This is a genomic window from Paenibacillus sp. FSL R5-0345, from assembly GCF_000758585.1.
GTDB lineage: Bacteria > Bacillota > Bacilli > Paenibacillales > Paenibacillaceae > Paenibacillus_AQ.
Genome location: NZ_CP009281.1, coordinates 4,548,229 through 4,565,599, shown reverse-complemented (window position 1 = coordinate 4,565,599; position 17,371 = coordinate 4,548,229). Strand labels below are relative to the sequence as shown.

21 protein-coding genes are annotated in these 17,371 nt (G+C 44.5%); all 21 read left to right on the top strand.

All coding sequences use genetic code 11. The annotated features are described in order from the left end of the window. The first annotated feature begins 6 nt into the window (after positions 1-6). On the top strand, positions 7-282 hold the full coding sequence (locus R50345_RS20305) for a stage VI sporulation protein F (RefSeq protein WP_042129590.1): 276 nt from the start codon (positions 7-9) through the stop codon (positions 280-282). Positions 283-481: 199 nt separating this feature from the next. Continuing rightward, the gene (locus R50345_RS20300; RefSeq protein ID WP_042129589.1) at positions 482-661 is read left to right on the top strand and encodes a DUF2768 family protein; all 180 of its coding nucleotides are present in this window, start codon (positions 482-484) and stop codon (positions 659-661) included. 34 nt (positions 662-695) lie between these two features. Then, on the top strand, positions 696-1,064 hold the full coding sequence (locus R50345_RS20295) for a 2Fe-2S iron-sulfur cluster-binding protein (protein ID WP_042129587.1): 369 nt from the start codon (positions 696-698) through the stop codon (positions 1,062-1,064). A gap of 30 nt (positions 1,065-1,094) precedes the next feature. Beyond that, a complete protein-coding gene (locus R50345_RS20290; protein WP_231573838.1) occupies positions 1,095-1,841 on the top strand; it encodes a DUF3939 domain-containing protein in 747 nt (248 codons plus the stop codon). 528 nt (positions 1,842-2,369) lie between these two features. Beyond that, positions 2,370-3,848: a stage IV sporulation protein A gene (spoIVA, locus tag R50345_RS20285; protein WP_042129583.1), complete on the top strand. Its 1,479-nt coding sequence runs from the start codon at positions 2,370-2,372 to the stop codon at positions 3,846-3,848. 376 nt (positions 3,849-4,224) lie between these two features. Continuing rightward, a complete protein-coding gene (locus R50345_RS20280; RefSeq protein ID WP_036676223.1) occupies positions 4,225-4,497 on the top strand; it encodes an HU family DNA-binding protein in 273 nt (90 codons plus the stop codon). Between the two features lie 117 nt (positions 4,498-4,614). After that, positions 4,615-4,863, top strand: a complete 249-nt coding sequence (gene mtrB / locus R50345_RS20275) for a trp RNA-binding attenuation protein MtrB (RefSeq protein WP_042129580.1) — start codon at positions 4,615-4,617, stop codon at positions 4,861-4,863. A gap of 93 nt (positions 4,864-4,956) precedes the next feature. After that, positions 4,957-5,499, top strand: a complete 543-nt coding sequence (locus R50345_RS20270) for a hypothetical protein (RefSeq protein WP_042129578.1) — start codon at positions 4,957-4,959, stop codon at positions 5,497-5,499. A gap of 69 nt (positions 5,500-5,568) precedes the next feature. Further along, positions 5,569-6,483, top strand: a complete 915-nt coding sequence (locus tag R50345_RS20265) for a heptaprenyl diphosphate synthase component 1 (RefSeq protein ID WP_231573836.1) — start codon at positions 5,569-5,571, stop codon at positions 6,481-6,483. Positions 6,484-6,486: 3 nt separating this feature from the next. Beyond that, positions 6,487-7,239 carry a demethylmenaquinone methyltransferase gene (locus R50345_RS20260; RefSeq protein ID WP_156114836.1) on the top strand — a complete coding sequence of 251 codons (753 nt, stop codon included), beginning with the start codon at positions 6,487-6,489 and terminating at the stop codon, positions 7,237-7,239. Beyond that, entirely contained in the window at positions 7,232-8,107 is an 876-nt protein-coding gene (locus tag R50345_RS20255; RefSeq protein WP_042129574.1) for a UbiA-like polyprenyltransferase, read from the top strand. Before R50345_RS20260 ends, R50345_RS20255 begins: the two co-directional genes overlap by 8 nt. Next, positions 8,104-8,706, top strand: coding sequence for a UbiX family flavin prenyltransferase (locus R50345_RS20250; protein ID WP_042129573.1), 603 nt, complete (start codon positions 8,104-8,106; stop codon positions 8,704-8,706). The genes R50345_RS20255 and R50345_RS20250 overlap by 4 nt, the downstream gene beginning before the upstream one ends. A 4-nt stretch (positions 8,707-8,710) precedes the next feature. Then, positions 8,711-9,571: a menaquinone biosynthetic enzyme MqnA/MqnD family protein gene (locus tag R50345_RS20245; RefSeq protein WP_042129571.1), complete on the top strand. Its 861-nt coding sequence runs from the start codon at positions 8,711-8,713 to the stop codon at positions 9,569-9,571. After that, entirely contained in the window at positions 9,568-10,536 is a 969-nt protein-coding gene (locus tag R50345_RS20240) for a polyprenyl synthetase family protein (RefSeq protein WP_042129569.1), read from the top strand. Before R50345_RS20245 ends, R50345_RS20240 begins: the two co-directional genes overlap by 4 nt. Positions 10,537-10,634: 98 nt before the next feature. Further along, positions 10,635-11,078: a nucleoside-diphosphate kinase gene (gene ndk, locus R50345_RS20235; RefSeq protein WP_042129567.1), complete on the top strand. Its 444-nt coding sequence runs from the start codon at positions 10,635-10,637 to the stop codon at positions 11,076-11,078. A gap of 27 nt (positions 11,079-11,105) precedes the next feature. Further along, complete coding sequence (locus R50345_RS20230) at positions 11,106-11,909, top strand: CheR family methyltransferase (RefSeq protein ID WP_042129566.1); 804 nt, start codon at positions 11,106-11,108, stop codon at positions 11,907-11,909. Between the two features lie 107 nt (positions 11,910-12,016). After that, positions 12,017-12,178, top strand: a complete 162-nt coding sequence (locus tag R50345_RS31715; RefSeq protein ID WP_170880309.1) for a hypothetical protein — start codon at positions 12,017-12,019, stop codon at positions 12,176-12,178. Positions 12,179-12,789: 611 nt separating this feature from the next. After that, positions 12,790-13,959 (top strand): chorismate synthase, encoded by a 1,170-nt coding sequence (gene aroC / locus R50345_RS20225; protein WP_042129564.1) that lies wholly within the window; start codon positions 12,790-12,792, stop codon positions 13,957-13,959. Between the two features lie 2 nt (positions 13,960-13,961). Further along, complete coding sequence (aroB, locus tag R50345_RS20220) at positions 13,962-15,065, top strand: 3-dehydroquinate synthase (RefSeq protein WP_042129562.1); 1,104 nt, start codon at positions 13,962-13,964, stop codon at positions 15,063-15,065. Further along, complete coding sequence (gene aroH / locus R50345_RS20215; RefSeq protein ID WP_042129560.1) at positions 15,059-15,433, top strand: chorismate mutase; 375 nt, start codon at positions 15,059-15,061, stop codon at positions 15,431-15,433. Before aroB ends, aroH begins: the two co-directional genes overlap by 7 nt. A gap of 338 nt (positions 15,434-15,771) precedes the next feature. Next, on the top strand, positions 15,772-17,337 hold the full coding sequence (trpE, locus tag R50345_RS20210; protein WP_042129559.1) for an anthranilate synthase component I: 1,566 nt from the start codon (positions 15,772-15,774) through the stop codon (positions 17,335-17,337). The last annotated feature ends 34 nt before the right edge of the window (positions 17,338-17,371 follow it).

Here is a 17,371-nt window from a genome sequence, read left to right as displayed (position 1 = left end):
TGAAAAGTGAGCAGAGATTTTTCCAAGGATGCATTGAACGCCATTAATAAAAAGGCGGGCAAGAACATTACGGAAAGTGCCGTCAAAAAGCTAGCCAGTACGGTCAAACCAGGAACTACGCAGAATGAAGCCCAGCTCCGCCAGTTAATTAAGCAGGTGTCATCGATGGCTAAAGTGCCGGTCAGTGAAGCTACTGTGCAGGAAATTATCAATGCCGTCAAAAAAGGCGGCGCAGGTACCGGCACAATGGAGTCTTTAATGAAAATGATGCTTAAAAAATAGCTTTAGGTTGGGTGAGCAAAAGATTCGGAATCCATACAGATTCTGTTATCTTTTGCTCTTTTTTTGTATTGATTGGAAAACTATCACAAACAAAATTATCTAAATAATAATATATAAAAAATGATGTTTTTTTACAGAATAGGATAAGGTCATGATATAATAGTCCCTAATATATTACAGGCGAATGGGGGCTTTGACCTTGGATCCGATGACAAAAATGTGGTTGTCCCTGATTGCAATGCTGATTATGGGACTGTCTGTGTTTCTAATAACGTTTGCTCGGAGCAAAACAAAGGGGCTGCTTAAAGCACTGCTATCTATCCTAGCGTTTGTCATCATGTTAGTTGGCCTCTTGGGCGGAGTTGTTTCGATTATGTAAGCAGTTACATAGCGATAAGGAAGGAAGTAACATCATGAAACCGCAAAATGGCGTCACCGTCGTATTTCAACCTGAAGGTCGTAAAGCTGTCGTGAATCGCGGTATCTCCGTACTGGAGGCAGCTCGTAAAGCCGGAGTAACGATAACCACTCGCTGTGGAGGCAAAGCAGGCTGCCTGATGTGCAAAGTTAATATTGCAGATGAAGAGGCCTCAGCGGTTAGACCACCTGGAGATGTTGAACGGCGTAAGCTTGGAACTGCGTTAGAAGAAGGAATGCGTCTGGCCTGTCAGGCTGCCGTATGGGGCGATGTGACCGTTCAGGTACCAGAAGATCCACTTAAGGCTGCTGTGCGCCGTAAGCTTGAAGCAGCGCGGCGTGGGGAAGAAGATGAGCTGTGGTAGTGTCAGATTTTCACCGTGGGAGGGACTCGGTTGGAGTTTATACGAAGGAAGAAGAAACTAAAGGCAGGAGCAAGACTTTGTCTAGTAGTAATGTCGATTACTCTTACACTTTCGGGTTGTCTGTATCCTGGAGAAGAGAAACGAGCTAGTGTTAATTATCGAGAAAGTGTTAAGCGGATACAAGCAGCCGTGGATGATTATCAGCAGGAGGAAGGTGTGCTTCCGATTCTTAATGCGGATGAAACTACTCCAAGATATGAGAAGTTCCGTATAGATCTGGGCAAGCTTAACAATAAGGGATATTTGGATGATATTCCTGCAACGGCTTTTGAACAGGGAGGAAGTGCTTATTTTCTAATCTTGAATGAGGAAATTGATCCAGTAGTTAAGGTAATGGACCTTGTTACCGTTCAAAAGGTGAATGATGTGCAGCGACAGATTAATCGTTATAAATCAGCTCATGATGGCTCTCTACCTATGCTTGATGAGCTTTATCCTGGACTGTACACCATTGATCATAAGAAGGCAGGAACGAGCTCCATATCATTAACTAGTGTCTATTCCGGCCAGGTTCTTGATTTCATCATGGATAAGACTGGTACGGTCTACGTAGATTATGTTTTTGATATAATGGCTGCCATCGATAAGAATGGTGGAGAACATGACGAGAAAAAAGATTTGCGACTAGATCTGGAGGAGGCATCCTATTACGTGCCCGTGAAGTCTTTGCCGTATTTATGGATTAACAATCAGCCGATTCCGCAGCCTCCTAGTTAAGTGTACATAAAATACTGCCATTTAGAAGAAGAGCTTCCCCAAACATCGGTTTCAGGCCGAGGGGGAAGTTCTTTTTTTTATATAAAAAGTATAAGTTTCACGTATACATTATCCTTATAATTCTCCCATAAACGCTTAGCGTCCTTTAGGGACATCGAAGGCGTTTTCGCTTGCTTAAAATAGCTGTTCTATCAATGAATCCTATCTCATATGATGGATGAGAAAGCTTCCGGGCGTCAGACGCCTTGCGGCGCGCACAACTAATTTTTTTAGAAATTACATTGCAAAATGCGCGATTATGGGTCATAAATTCGTTCCGGATACATATGATGATACTAGTCCAAATGCATGTCCGAGCATTCGGAGTTTAGCGCGGGGCAAGTACGTCCCGGTCGAAAGCAGCTAGGCTTCGGGCGGGCATACGATAAGTCCGGTTGATGTCCTGCAAGGGTCAGATTACCGGCGGAACGCGAAGTCGATGCTCTTCAGGCATTTTTTCTTCGGAGTAATATGAGGAGGGGATCTCTTTTGGAAAAAGTGGATATTTTCAAGGACATTGCCGAGCGTACCGGCGGAGACATTTATCTTGGCGTCGTCGGCGCGGTTCGCACGGGGAAATCGACATTTATCAAGCGCTTCATGGAAACAATCGTCCTGCCGAACATCACGAATGAGGCAGATCGGGTAAGAGCTGTGGATGAGCTTCCGCAGAGCGCAGCAGGCAAAACAATTATGACCACTGAACCTAAGTTCGTGCCTAACAACGCAGTCCAAATCAAGGTTGCGGAAGGGCTTGAGGTTAATGTTCGACTGGTAGACTGTGTGGGCTACGCTGTAGAAGGCGCTAAGGGTTATGAGGATGAGAATGGACCACGAATGATCTCTACTCCTTGGTTTGAGGAGCCAATTCCTTTCCAGGAAGCGGCAGAGATCGGAACACGTAAGGTCATCCAGGAGCATTCAACGCTTGGTGTTGTAGTAACAACAGATGGTACGATTGCAGAAATTCCGCGGAACTCGTACGTGGACTCTGAAGAGCGTGTCATTGCAGAGCTGAAGGAAGTGGGTAAGCCATTTGTACTGGTCATAAACTCCACTCGGCCACGCAGTGAGGAAGCGCAGCAGCTCCGCAGCGAGCTAGCCATCAAATACGATATCCCTGTTATGACGCTTAGTGCGGCAAACATGACTGAAGAGGATGTAACCGGTGTACTTCGTGAGGTGTTGTACGAATTCCCAGTACATGAAGTGAACGTAAACTTGCCAAGCTGGGTTATGGTGCTTGGAGAGAATCACTGGCTGCGTAGTAGCTATGAGAACTCCGTTCGCGATACGGTAAAAGATATTCGCCGTTTGCGGGATGTTGACCGCCTAGTATCTCAGTTCACTGAGTATGATTTTATCGATAAAGCTGGCCTAAGTGGTATGAACATGGGTCAGGGTGTAGCAGAGATCGATCTGTATGCCCCAGAAGAGCTGTATGACCAAGTTCTGATGGAGGTAGTGGGGGTTGAAATCCGCGGCAAGGATCACTTACTCCAGCTGATGCAGGAATTCTCTCATGCAAAAAGGGAGTACGACCGCTTCTCGGAAGCTTTAGAAATGGTCAAAACTACCGGATATGGTATCGCTGCTCCTTCGTTAGCTGAAATGGCTCTTGATGAACCTGAGCTGATTCGTCAAGGCTCTCGTTTCGGGGTTCGTTTAAAGGCTACTGCACCATCTATTCATATGATTCGTGTTGATGTTGAATCTGAGTTCTCACCAATCATTGGAACAGAGAAGCAGAGCGAAGAGTTGGTTCGTTATCTGATGCAGGATTTCGAGAACGACCCGATCAAGATTTGGGAATCCGATATTTTTGGGCGCTCCTTGCATTCCATTGTAAGGGAAGGTATTCAAGGCAAGATTGCAATGATGCCGGATAATGCGCGCTACAAATTGCAAGAAACGCTTGGTCGGATCATCAATGAGGGCTCAGGCGGACTTATTGCAATTATTCTCTAACCTGAATTTAAGTGGATTGGAAGAGTGGGAGAGATCCCACTCTTTTTATGTGTAAAAATAACGAAACTTGATTCCTAGTTCCTATAATAACGGTGAATCTGACTCAATTTTTATGCGGAAAAGCAGAATTATCATGGTCTTATAGGTCTATAAAATTAGATAGAAATTAGATAATTACGCAAGCATAGATGATAATTTCTACTCCTTTTTTGTCTAACTGCTTGAATTTATGGATGGGCTGTATTACTATAAGTTTGTTGCGCTTCAAGGTCTATGGGCGCCAGTGATCAGTAATAAACGGGATTATCACGTATATTTTACGTTGAAACGGAAACAGTGTATGATACCGGAAATTTACTCAGGGAGGTGAGAAAACATGAATAAATCTGATTTGATCAATGTAGTTACAGAAGCAACTGAACTTCCCAAGAAGGATGCTACTAAAGCTGTAGATGCGGTTTTCGAAGCAATTACAGAAGCACTGCAAAGCGGTGACAAAGTACAACTGGTTGGATTCGGAAACTTTGAAGTGCGCGAACGTTCCGCACGTAAAGGCCGTAACCCACAAACTGGTGAAGAAATCGAAATTCCTGCAAGCAAGGTGCCAGCTTTCAAACCTGGTAAGGCGCTGAAAGACGGAATCAAATAAAGATTTCTACATATCAATCCCATAGTCTTTTTAAGTAACAACTATGCCGCCCTCCAAGGCGGCATTTGTTTTTTCGGATATCATGGGCTGTACATTAGGGTTAGAGGAGGATCAGCAATGACGGATAAAAAGACGAACGAAAATCCGCTTCCGACAGGCAGCGACTATATTGTGGTTAAGGCTAAAGAGAACGGCGTTCAAGTGATTGGTCTAACTAGAGGTACGGATACACGCTTTCATCATACAGAGAAGCTAGACAAGGGTGAGGTGTTGATTGCCCAATTTACCGATCATACCTCAGCTATGAAAATCCGCGGTAAAGCTGAAATTTTAACGAAACATGGACAATTGGAAAGTGAAAGCTGAAAAGCAGGCATAGCCTGCTTTTTTTCAAAATATAGTAAGGGTGAATGATCATATCCGCATAAAAGTGGGTACTATGGATAAGGGGGCGTGTCCATGAACAAAGCCTGGTTGGTCGGTGCTGTATTACTCTTGACTGCGACCTCTGCTATTATTTTGCCGAAACTGGCAGACTTAGACTCATCCGTACAGCAGAGAAATGGAACAGTGGAGACTTTTACTGGCAGCCATAACACAGTGCTGGGCAATGACAATCTTGTTGATATTATGGGCGCTCTTCCGTTGACCTTATCCATAGATAGCGTAGGCTGGGAAGATCATGTTCTGTCACTGGATCTAAAAGTGAGCGGGAACGATCATGAACCTGAGGAACTCTATCAAAATATGGCTCAGGCCATTTCCTTTGCTATTCAAGAAACTTCGAATGTGAATCAGCTTTTACTTCGCATTGTCGTAGAGGATAAATGGCTTGGCAGCAGACGACTGTTGTTAGCTGGAGATATAAGACGTTCGGAGTGGTCTTATGCGCTGCAAGATGAACTCCAGTCTAGGGGGAATCTTCCTATATCGGATCGTCTCAAAACGGGCTTCCGCATTAGTGAAACCGAGCTCTGGAAGAAACAGTTCATTTATCCATGAATGGATTAAAAGAAACTCAGACGTATCACAGTGCGTGACAAAAAAACATGTGATATAATAGACAAGATTGTGAACAAACGAATTATTATTATGTCAATGGCTTCGGAGGCTGAAATGAAACCGTACTGCATACCGCAACTGGCTAAACCCTACACAGACTACGACATGATTCAGAAGCATACGGAATTGCCGCCGTTTTCTGATGGCCGGGGTCATTTGTTATATATTTTTCTAAATCACGCATCTTCTGCAAAAGGGAGTGCCGGAGAGTTGTACACGCTTGTGACAGCGCTTGTTCAACTGGGACTGGACACTCATGAGGTAATTGACCGTTCAAACGATAGACGCGGGGGAGATCCTATGCGTTCCCGTCAATTGAAGGTGCTAGCTGGTGATTACTTCAGTAGCTGGTTTTACCATTTGCTTGCAAAGAGTGATCAGATCGAGATGATTGGAATCTTGAGTAAGGCAATTGCAGATTTCAATGTCTTGAAAGCGAATCTCTACGTGAAAATGAGAGGCATACGCCTTTCGGCTGAACAATACTTGCGGCATATGGTACAGCTGAATATGCGGCTGTTCCTTTCTTTTACTCCTTTGATTGAGAACTCTGTAGTGGAGTTGTGGGAGAAACTGCTGGCAGAATTTAGTCAATGCGAGACCGTTGCTCTTGAGCTTTCCCGTAGTGATGATCCTGCAAATGCAGGGAATGGCTATTGCTATTGGAAGATGATGGAGACTGCAACGGACGAAGAATGCAAGCAGCTTCAAGACCGGAACCTTGATCAGAAGGAATGGAAGATGCTGAAAATGAAATATAAATGTGATTCTCAACTGACAGACAAGCTGCATCAATCGCTTCAGTCTATTCAGGGACTATTGCAAAGTGTTAAAGACGAGAGTTTGCTTAGAGAGCTAGAGATCGCGCTGGATCGTTTTCTTCTGCAGATGAAGGTCACAGGACAAGCAGCCGTGGAGGGTTAATGGATGACTATGGAAAAGACGACAACTGCTGTGGGTGACAACAGCAAACCAAAAGAGCAGTTTGTGCATTCCGTGTTTGAGAGTATTGCTGGAAAATACGATTTAATGAATGACATCCTAAGCTTTCGCCGCCACAAGGCTTGGCGTAAATTCACGATGAAGAAGATGGGGATGAAGCGTGGGGATTCCGCCGTTGACCTATGTTGCGGAACCTGTGATTGGAGCATCGCTTTGGCGGAAGCCTCGCAGACTGGCAATGTAATCGGACTGGATTTTAGTGCCGGCATGCTTGAAGTCGGACGCCGTAAGGTTGAAGAGCGTAAGCTTCAGAACCGTATTTCGCTGGTGCAAGGCAATGCTATGGAGTTACCTTTTGAAGATAATGCATTTGATTATGCAACGATTGGATTCGGTCTACGCAACGTGCCAGATCCTGTTCAAGTGCTTAACGAAATGAAACGGGTAGTAAAACCTGGTGGAATGGTTGTGTGTTTGGAGCTATCGAAGCCGATGAAACAGCCGTTTAAAGGCGTATATTTCTTCTATTTCCAGCGTGTACTCCCACTGCTTGGTAAGCTATTCGCGAAAAAGTACGAGCAATACAAATGGCTGCCAGAGTCACTGGCATTGTTCCCTGACCGGGAGCAGCTAGCCACTATTTTCCGTGAAACCGGACTTCAAAAAGTGGAATCCTTCCCCTTGACCGGAGGCATCGCGGCATTACATATTGGGCTCAAGGAGAACGGAAATGTTTAAGAAAATCGGTATCTTTTTGCAAATGATTAAGTTTGAACATACGGTATTTGCTTTACCCTTTGCCTTTATGGGGGCTTTACTGGGATCTGTTGTCATGAATGATAGTCTCCCGTCTTGGAGCCAAATAGGCTGGATTATAATCGCCATGTTTGGAGCACGTAGTGCAGCTATGGGGTTGAATCGATTGATTGACCGAATTAGTGATGCCAAGAATCCGCGGACAGCCGGAAGAGCGATTCCTGCAGGGTTACTCAAGATCGGTGAAGTTGTCATTTTTATCGGCATTTCGTTTTTCTTACTCTTTTGGGCAGCCTTTAAATTGAACCCTTTGTCAGCTAAGCTGTTACCTATCGCTGTATTCTTTCTTGTCATTTATTCATTCACTAAGCGCTTTACATGGGCATGTCATCTTATCCTCGGCCTCACCATTGCGCTTGCACCTCTGGGCGGATGGGTAGCAGTGACCGGAAGTGTGAATTGGACTTCAATGGTATTTTACTTCACAATTGTGTTTTGGACTGCTGGTTTTGATGTTATATACTCTTGTCAGGATGTTGAGTTTGATATTAAAGAGGGCTTAAACTCCATTCCAGTGCGGTTTGGGGTTCAAGGTGCGCTCGTTATTGCTCGCGTATTTCACATTCTCACGGCGATTGGATTCGTATCGCTGTTGTTTTTGACGGATTTAAGCTGGTGGTATGTGGCAGGTATGATTCTTGCTTATATTATTCTTTTTTATGAGCATTATATTGTATCCCCTAGTGATCTTAGTCGTTTGCAAACCGCTTTTTTCACTATGAACGGCGTGCTGAGCATCGTGGTGTTCTCTTTCACTTTGATTGACTTGGTGGTGCATTTCAAAAAATGACGCTTACTAAACCGAAAAACTTCGTGGTAGGAATTACAGGGGCAAGCGGTGCTATTTATGGTATTCGTCTGATCGAAACGTTGTTATCGCTAGGCTACTCCGTGCATTTGGTAGTAAGCAATGCGGGCTGGCGCGTATTTAAAGAAGAACTAGGTTATATCGCATCAGACCGGGAAGGCTTTTTGAACGAAAAGTTCAAGGGCTATCCCGGTTCTCTACTTTATCATCCTGTCGCTGATATCGGCGCAACGATCGCAAGTGGTTCCTTTCGTGTAGAAGGGATGATTATAATGCCTTGTTCCATGGGAACATTGTCAGCAGTTGCTAATGGGACTTCAGATAATCTGATGACTCGTGCTGCTGATGTTATGCTTAAGGAAGGACGTCCGCTGGTCCTTGTACCTCGTGAGACACCTCTGCATGCTATTCATCTAGAGAATATGTTGAAGCTGTCCCGTCTGGGGGTTCGGATCATTCCGGCAATGCCGGCTTTTTACTTTGGGCCGCAAAGTATGGATGATCTGATTAATTTCATGGTGGGTAAAGTGCTTGACAGCTTTAATATTGAACATCAATTATTTCGCAGATGGGGGGATTGAAAGAATGGAGAATAACAGCCACACCATCATCGGCAAAATCAGCTATACCAACTCATGGCCGGTATTTCACAATTTTCATCCCTCTGCATTGAAATATCCTGCAGAGATGGTGAGTGAAGTACCTGCCATTCTTAATCAGGGGATGAGTCGCGGAACGATTCATGTAGGTGCGTTATCCTCTTTTGCTTATGCTGAAGCCAGTGAAAAGTTATTGCTGTTACCTGATTTATCGGTAAGTGCGGACGGTCCTGTGAGGTCAATATTTCTTTTTTCTCGGGTGCCTCTTGCACAGATAGGTTCAGGTACGATTGCTGTTACGAACACTTCTGCAACATCGGTTAACTTGCTGAAAATTTTAATGGAAAAAGCTTTTGGCAATAAACCAGAATATATTAGTGCTAATCCTGATTTGGATGCCATGATGCATCATGCAGATGCCTGTTTACTCATTGGTGATCATGCGATTAAAGCCTCTTGGCAGGATCAAGGTTATATCGTAACGGATTTAGCAGAGCTCTGGAAAGAATGGACGGGCTTAGGGATGACCTTTGCGGTCTGGGCAGTGAATCGAAAGGCAGCGAAGGACAAACCGGAAGCCATAGCTGAGATTGCAGAAGCTTTTGCTGAGAGTAAGCTCCGGGGGTTAAGTGATTTAGATCCTATTGTACTTGCAGCCTGTACGACAATTGGAGGTACTAAGTCTTATTGGGAAGGGTACTTTCGCAATTTATGCTATGATTTTGGAGAAAGGCAGCAGAAAGGTCTGAACCTCTATTTCCGCTATGCCTATGAGATGGGTCTGCTGCCGCAGGCAGTGAAGATGGAGATTTGGAGTCATAAACTGTTGACACGGGTGAAGGAATGAAACGACTGCAAATATTCGGATTACTGAACAGAGACATGGATCAGATTGAAAAAGAGTTGTATCGTAGCGTACAGGGTGATGACGACCTGCTAACCGAGACTTCCCTGCATTTATTAAAAGCTGGCGGTAAAAGATTGCGCCCAGTATTTGTCTTAATGGGAGGAAAGTTTGGCAAGTATGATCTAGAGAAGCTGAAGCGTGTGGCGATTCCGCTGGAACTAATTCATAGTGCATCACTTGTTCACGATGATGTCATCGACGATGCAGAACTTCGTCGAGGTGAACTTACTGTTAAGGCCAAATGGGGCGATAAAATTGCCATGTACACCGGTGACTACATATATGCGAAAGCACTGGTGATAACGACGGAGCTGAAGAATCCGCGAATTCATCAGATTTTGTCCAAGGCTATGATTGAAATGTCGATCGGTGAGATGGAGCAGATTCGTGACTTCTTTAACAGTGAGCAAAGTGTGCGTCATTATCTACGCCGAATTCGCCGCAAAACAGCCTTGTTGATTGCTGTTAGCTGCCAACTTGGAGCACTTGCTGCTGATGCAGATCCAGAGGTGGCACGTCTACTTTATAATTATGGATATAATGTAGGGATGGCCTTCCAAATCCGTGATGATTTACTCGACCTTTCAGGCACCGAGAAGCAAATCGGTAAACCCCCGGGCAGTGATATGCGGCAAGGAAATATTACCCTTCCTGTCATTTATAGCTTGGAAGATGATAGGTTGCGAGCCCCGCTTCTTGAGGAGTTGAAGTCTATTCGCGAAGGCAACAGCACAGTAGGACGTGCTATTGATCTTATTCTTTCTGGAGACGGAATCGCCCGTTCCGAGGAGCTGGCTTCGCGTTATATCGCGAAGGCACTTGCCGCACTAGATCAGTTGCCTAACAACAAGACTAAGCGTAATCTGCGTGATATTGCCTTTTTTGTAACAGGTAGAGCTTATTGAGGTTTTGGTGATTACAAATTAAACGTTTCCAGAAAGCGCGGTTTCTGTTAAGATAGCGTCAAAACAACCCAACTTATGGGGAATTGGAGAGTGCCTCTATGGAAAAGACGTATCTGATGGTCAAGCCGGATGGAGTACAACGTGGATTAATCGGGCGTATTGTTTCACGTTTTGAAGATAAGGGCTTTAAGCTGGTCGCTGCAAAGCTGATTACAGTTAGTGAAGACCAAGCTAAAAGACATTATGCGGAGCATGCTGGCAAGGACTTTTTTTCAGAGCTGGTCTCTTTTATAACCTCAGGTCCAGTGTTTGCAATGGTATGGGAAGGTGATGATGTTGTAACATTGTCCCGTACACTCATTGGTAAAACGAAGGTAGGAGAAGCTATGCCGGGTACAATTCGCGGTGACTTTGCCAGTCATACACCGCTTAATTTGATTCATGGATCAGACTCGCCTGAAAGTGCAGAACGAGAAATTGCAAATTTCTTTACGCCAGATGAACTGAATCTGTATAACAAAGAGATCGCACTCTGGATGTAGGAGCCAAGCGGGAGGCAGGGGATTAACATGTCTGATCGTAATGTTGCAGCATTAACAGCAGATTCAGATTACATTGGGTTTATTCATCATGTTAAGCAAAGCACCGGAATTGATCTAGCTCAGTATAAAGAAGCGCAGATGAAGCGGCGTTTAACGACTCTTCGTGTGAAGAATGGATATCATACCTTTAGTGATTTTTTTGCCGCAATGATGAAGGACAAGGAATTATTTTATGAATTTTTGGACCGAATGACGATTAACGTCTCCGAGTTTTGGCGGAATCCGAATCGATGGGAAGTATTGCGAGATATCATTCTTCCTGACATACAACAATCTGGTCGCAGATTAAAGCTGTGGAGCGCTGCGTGTTCCACTGGAGAAGAACCTTATACGCTGGCTATGATTTTATCGGATAAGAATTTATTGGGACAGACTGGTATTCTGGCTACGGATATTGACGACGGTGCGCTTTCCAAAGCAAAGCAGGGCTTGTATCTGGAACGTTCTTTAAAGGATGTGCCTAAGGATGTTGCTGCTCGTTATTTCAAACCCGAGGGTCCTTTATTCAAAGTTAGTGATACGCTTAAGAAAAACATAGATTTCCGCAAACAGAACCTACTGCTGGACAAGTTCGACGAGGGCTTTGATCTTATCATTTGTCGCAATGTAATGATCTATTTTACTGAAGAGGCGAAGAATAAGCTCTACCATAAGTTCTCGGCAAGTTTACGTCCCGGTGGATATTTGTTTGTAGGCAGCACAGAGCAAATCTTTACTCCAGCACAATATGGCTTTGAATCGACGGAAACCTTTTTCTATCGTAAAAAATAAATACTTCTTGCTCCTTCGTCCGTGTACTTTTTAACGTATACTTTCGCTATAGTTCAGTGATACTGGGTAGTAGAATCTGTAAGCTAAGTGAAAGGATCGTTAAACCGATGGACAAAAGCAAGGTCATTGCCGCGTACAAACGAGGCTTTATCACCGTTCGTGAGTGCGGGCAAATTCTCGGTGTAGAAGAAATGCAATTGAAGCGCCTTCTGCAGCTGGAAGAGCGTAAGTCTACATTTCCTTCAACGAGTCAGCGGATCGGCAGCTAACAAGCGCCGGACCGAGCCGAGGAGCGCCATTTATACTCTTTAGAGTATGAATGGCGCTTTTTCTTTAAAAATATAAGGAAATAGAAGTTTCGCACTTCCTCAGCAGGAACGCTCATAATGTGAATTAGGGAAAATGTACCTAATTATTCTGATAAATACACGGAAATAAGGTTTTTTAGGGAAAACCTCCCTAATCATCCATCGAAAAGATAGACAAAGAGGTGATTTCACGGAAAATTAGGGAGAATTTCCTCAATTCATAGATAATGGATCAATATCTGCTTATAATCAGGGAGATTTTCCCTAATCATCAACATCTTAAAGATACCAGGCTCACTGAAGCACCGAATCTTTTCATCTTTTCACCCTCAGCCATAGTATTTCACCAGAGGGGTTACAAGCTACTAGCTCATGTGTAAACAGACTCAGATGCAGCTAATTGTACGTTTTGGATCTTTTTGAGCAAGTTTCGGACACATTATTTTGTCGGGAAGGGTGCCTTTTTAGGAAGATCCCTTTCTTGTCAAAGAGGATTGCCTATACTATAATGAGCAAAGATCATTAGGATTTTAGCGGTTTACAGTTTAAAAGTATAAAAGGGGGAACGCAGCATGAGTTTGCGCTATTTAACAGCGGGGGAAACGCACGGCCCCCAGCTCACGGCCATTATTGAGGGATTGCCTAGTAATTTGACCTTGGATTTTGAAGAGCTTAATTTTCAATTGCAACGTCGACAAAAGGGATATGGACGTGGACGTCGCATGCAGATTGAGAAAGATACGGCACAAATCGTAGGTGGAGTGCGTCATGGCTATACTACAGGTGCTCCAGTAGCCTTGGTAGTAGAGAATAAAGACTGGACCCACTGGAAGAACATTATGAATATTGAGCCTATTCCTGGCAGTGATGAAGAAAAACGGCGCGTAAACCGGCCGCGTCCTGGCCATGCAGACCTGAACGGCGGATTGAAGTACAACCATACGGATCTTCGTAATGTTCTGGAGCGCTCCAGTGCTCGTGAAACAGCAGCTAGAGTCGCATGTGGCGCTGTAGCCAGACAGCTATTGGCGGCTTTTGGCGTGAAAGTAGCAGGACAAGTCATCCGTATCGGTGAGATTGAAGCGCCTGCGAACGATCTGCCTATCGATGAGTTGATTGAGCGGACAGAACAATCCTCTGTCAGAGTTGTTGATAAAGAAACGGAACAGAAGATGGAGGCTTACATAGATCAGATCAAGGAAGAAGGCGACTCCATCGGTGGAATCGTTGAATGTATCGTCGAAGGACTTCCTATTGGACTTGGCAGCTATGTACAGTCAGACCGGAAGCTTGACGGAGCAATCGCTGGAGCGGTAATGTCAATTAATGCCTTTAAAGGTGTAGAGATTGGCATTGGGTTTGAAGCTGGTAAATTGCGTGGATCGCAAGTCCATGATGAAATTATGTATGAAGCTTCTAAAGGATACTACCGTGCAAGCAATCGCTTAGGCGGTTTTGAAGGTGGTATGACTAACGGAATGCCTGTTGTAGTTCGCGGCGTCATGAAGCCGATTCCTACCCTTTATAAACCGCTTCAAAGTGTAGATATCGACACGAAAGAACCATTTACAGCGCAAGTTGAACGCTCCGACGCTTGTGCAGTTCCAGCGGCTTGTGTTGTACTGGAAAGTGTAGTGGCATGGGAAATTGCAAAAGCCTTTCTTGATAAATTCGGTGGAGATTCACTGGAAGAAATTAAAGCGAACTATGAAAATTACCTATCACAGCTGGAGAGCTACTAATTATGCGTACAATTAATGTAGACTTAGGCGATCGATCGTACCCTATCCTTATCGGTAGTGGAGTACTTAAGGACATCGCCCGTTATTGTGCTGAAGCAGGATTTTCGGAGCGTAGTCCACTGTTAGTGGTGAGTGATAGTGAAGTAGCGCCAAGGTATTTGCCGGCACTTGAAGAAGCTTTGCGTTCTCATGGCTATACTGTGGTTAGCCACATTATGCCAGCAGGTGAAGCTTCTAAATCATTAACCGTGTATGAAGAGGTCATGACAACTGCGATTCAAGCAGGGCTAGACCGTAATTCAGCGGTTTTGGCTTTAGGTGGCGGTGTAGTTGGAGATTTAGCTGGATTTGTAGCAGCGACCTATATGCGTGGGATCGGATTTCTACAAATTCCGACGACGATATTAGCTCACGATAGCAGTGTAGGTGGTAAAGTGGCAGTCAATCATCCATTAGCTAAAAATATGATTGGGGCTTTCTATCAACCGTCGATGGTACTCTACGATTTGGATACGTTACGTACTCTTCCAGCACGGCAAGTCGCATCGGGTCTGGCTGAAGTGGTAAAGCACGGTCTCCTGGTGGACAAAGAGTTCGCATATTGGTGTCGTGATCATGCCGAAGAGCTGCTAAGTCTGAATGTCGAAGCTTTAGGTTATGCTTTAGAGCGTGGCTGTGCGATCAAGGCAGAGGTAGTAGGAAATGATGAGCGTGAGCATGGACTTCGAGCGATTTTGAACCTTGGACATACGATCGGACATGCGATTGAAGCCGTTGGTGGGTACGGTGTGTTCCTGCATGGGGAAGCGATTGCGATTGGCATGGCGGGTTCAGCGCTATTGGCTGTGAAGCTTGGACGGGATGCTTCCATTTATGAGGATACTGTATCCATGCTGTCCGCGTTATCGCTGCCGGTACGCCTTCCTTCCGAGTATGATGAAGATGAACTGATGGAAGCTATGATGCATGATAAGAAATTCAAAGAAGGCAAGATGACCTTTATCGTGCCTGATTCCATAGGCTCTGTAAGCATTGTGAATGATGTGCAGGAGTCACTTGTGCGAGAGGTTCTCGCAGAGCTTAAGAAGGAGGAAAGACCGTGGTAAACCGAGGAATTCGCGGAGCAACGACCGTGACAAAGAACGAAGAGGCAGAGATTTTACGAGAGACAGTTATACTGCTGCGTGAAATCGTAGAACGTAATGATGTTGTAGCTGAGAATATAAGCAATGTATGGATTACGATGACCAATGATTTGGATGCAACTTTTCCGGCAAGGGCTATTCGTGAGATTGAGGGCTGGGAAATGGTTCCACTTATGTGTTCAACAGAAATCCCGGTTAAAGGCAGCTTACCGAAGTGTATTCGGTTGATGGTACAGATTAATACGGATAAATCGCAGCGTGAGATTCGCCATGTTTATCTGAATGAAGCTCAGAAGCTACGTCCGGATTTATCAGAGAGCAAGTCTTAAATTATAGTTGTGGGTTGTCAATGACCCTTGTCATCATGTATAGTGTAGTTAGCCGAGTATAGAAGAGTTTAGTTTAGTTGAGATGAGTATAGTTGAGCAGAGTGCAAGAAGTTTTTTAGATTAGCATGTATTGTGTAAGCAGAGTCTTTATTTTGATATGCACTGAAGTGTTATTTTCACATCAGTGGTGTATCTTATTTAGGGATAAGTCTGTAAACACTACATCAGTATGCTGATCCATGCTCAAAAACATATACTTACTTACACAAACCCTCTACTTCGGTAGAGGGTTTTTTTGTATTTCGGAACCATTCATATATCTAAGGGGGCATCTAACAATGACGAATCCAAGTGTTCAAGAGGTGGTAAAGCTGTCGCGGGATTATAATCTGATTCCTGTTGTAAAGCGACTGCTCGCGGATATGGAAACACCTATCCGATTATTCCAACGTTTCGCTGAACGTGATCGCGCGTTCTTACTTGAAAGTGTAGAGGGCGGGAAACAATGGGCACGGTATTCTTTCATCGGTAGCGATCCCTTTTTGATGATATCCGGTAAAAAGGGTGCAATTAACGTAGAGGTCGGAGGAGAGCAGAAGCGACTATACGGAAAGCCGATTGAGGAGCTTAAAGCGTTACTCCGTTCATACCGTAGTCCTAAGCTTGACGAAATGCCTCCGTTTACCGGAGGGGCTATAGGATTTTTTGGATATGATCTGCTGCAATATTATGAGAAGCTGCCTCAGCATCCAGTGGATGATCTCCAAATGGATGATATAAGATTTATGTTTTGTGATCGGATCATTGTTTTTGACCATGTGAAGCAGCAGATTCTACTTGTTGGTAACCTGCATGTAAAAGACGGAGATACAGATTCGGATATCAGATCCAATTATGAAATCCTGAGTCGTAAGCTGGAGGACATGGCCGAAGATCTACAAAAAGAAGGTCCTAAGGAAAATGTGAATCGTCGCAGCATACCTCAGGATATCGAGCTTGGTGAGATTCATTCAAATCTTACTAAAGAACAGTACATCAACAATGTTGAACAAGCGAAGGAATACATTCGTGCAGGCGATATTTTTCAGGTGGTCTTGTCACAGCGATTGCATATTGAAACGGAGGTTTCTCCGCTGCATGTATATCGAATGCTGAGAACACTTAACCCTTCCCCATATATGTACTATTTAAAAATGGATGAGGAGATTATTGTTGGTACTTCACCGGAAGCGCTAGTAAAGGTGGATGGAAATCGGGTGGAGACACGGCCAATTGCTGGAACAAGACCAAGGGGGGACAGTGAAGCAGCGGATCGGGCGTTCGCTTCGGAGCTCTTGGAGGATGAAAAAGAACGTGCAGAGCATCTGATGCTTGTTGATCTGGGTCGTAATGACCTAGGCAGAGTATCCAAATTTGGTTCAGTGAAATGTGATTCCTTTATGGAAATTGAAAGATATTCTCATGTCATGCACATGGTATCGAATGTGTCAGGCACACTCAGTGAGGATAAAGATTTCTTTGATGCATTCCTCTCTTGTCTGCCGGCCGGAACGGTTTCCGGGGCGCCTAAGCTACGGGCCATGGAGATTATAGCTGAGTTGGAAAAAGAAGCGCGAGGAGCATATGCCGGAGCCATTGGATATCTAGGGTTCTCTGGAAACATGGATTCCTGTATCACCATTCGTACGATCATCTTCCGGAAAGGTCGCGCATATGTGCAGGCCGGAGCAGGTATCGTTTGGGATTCGGTTCCTGAGAAAGAGTATGAGGAAACCGTGAATAAAGCGAAGGGCATGCTGAAGGCTATTCGTATGGCAGAAGCTATGTTTCCATCTGAAGTGAAAGAGAAGCAAGTCATCAACCAAGATTATATGTACGAATATACCCCTGAACAAGTGGTTTGATTTATATAGTAACTCATTAAGGCTGGGAGGAAGA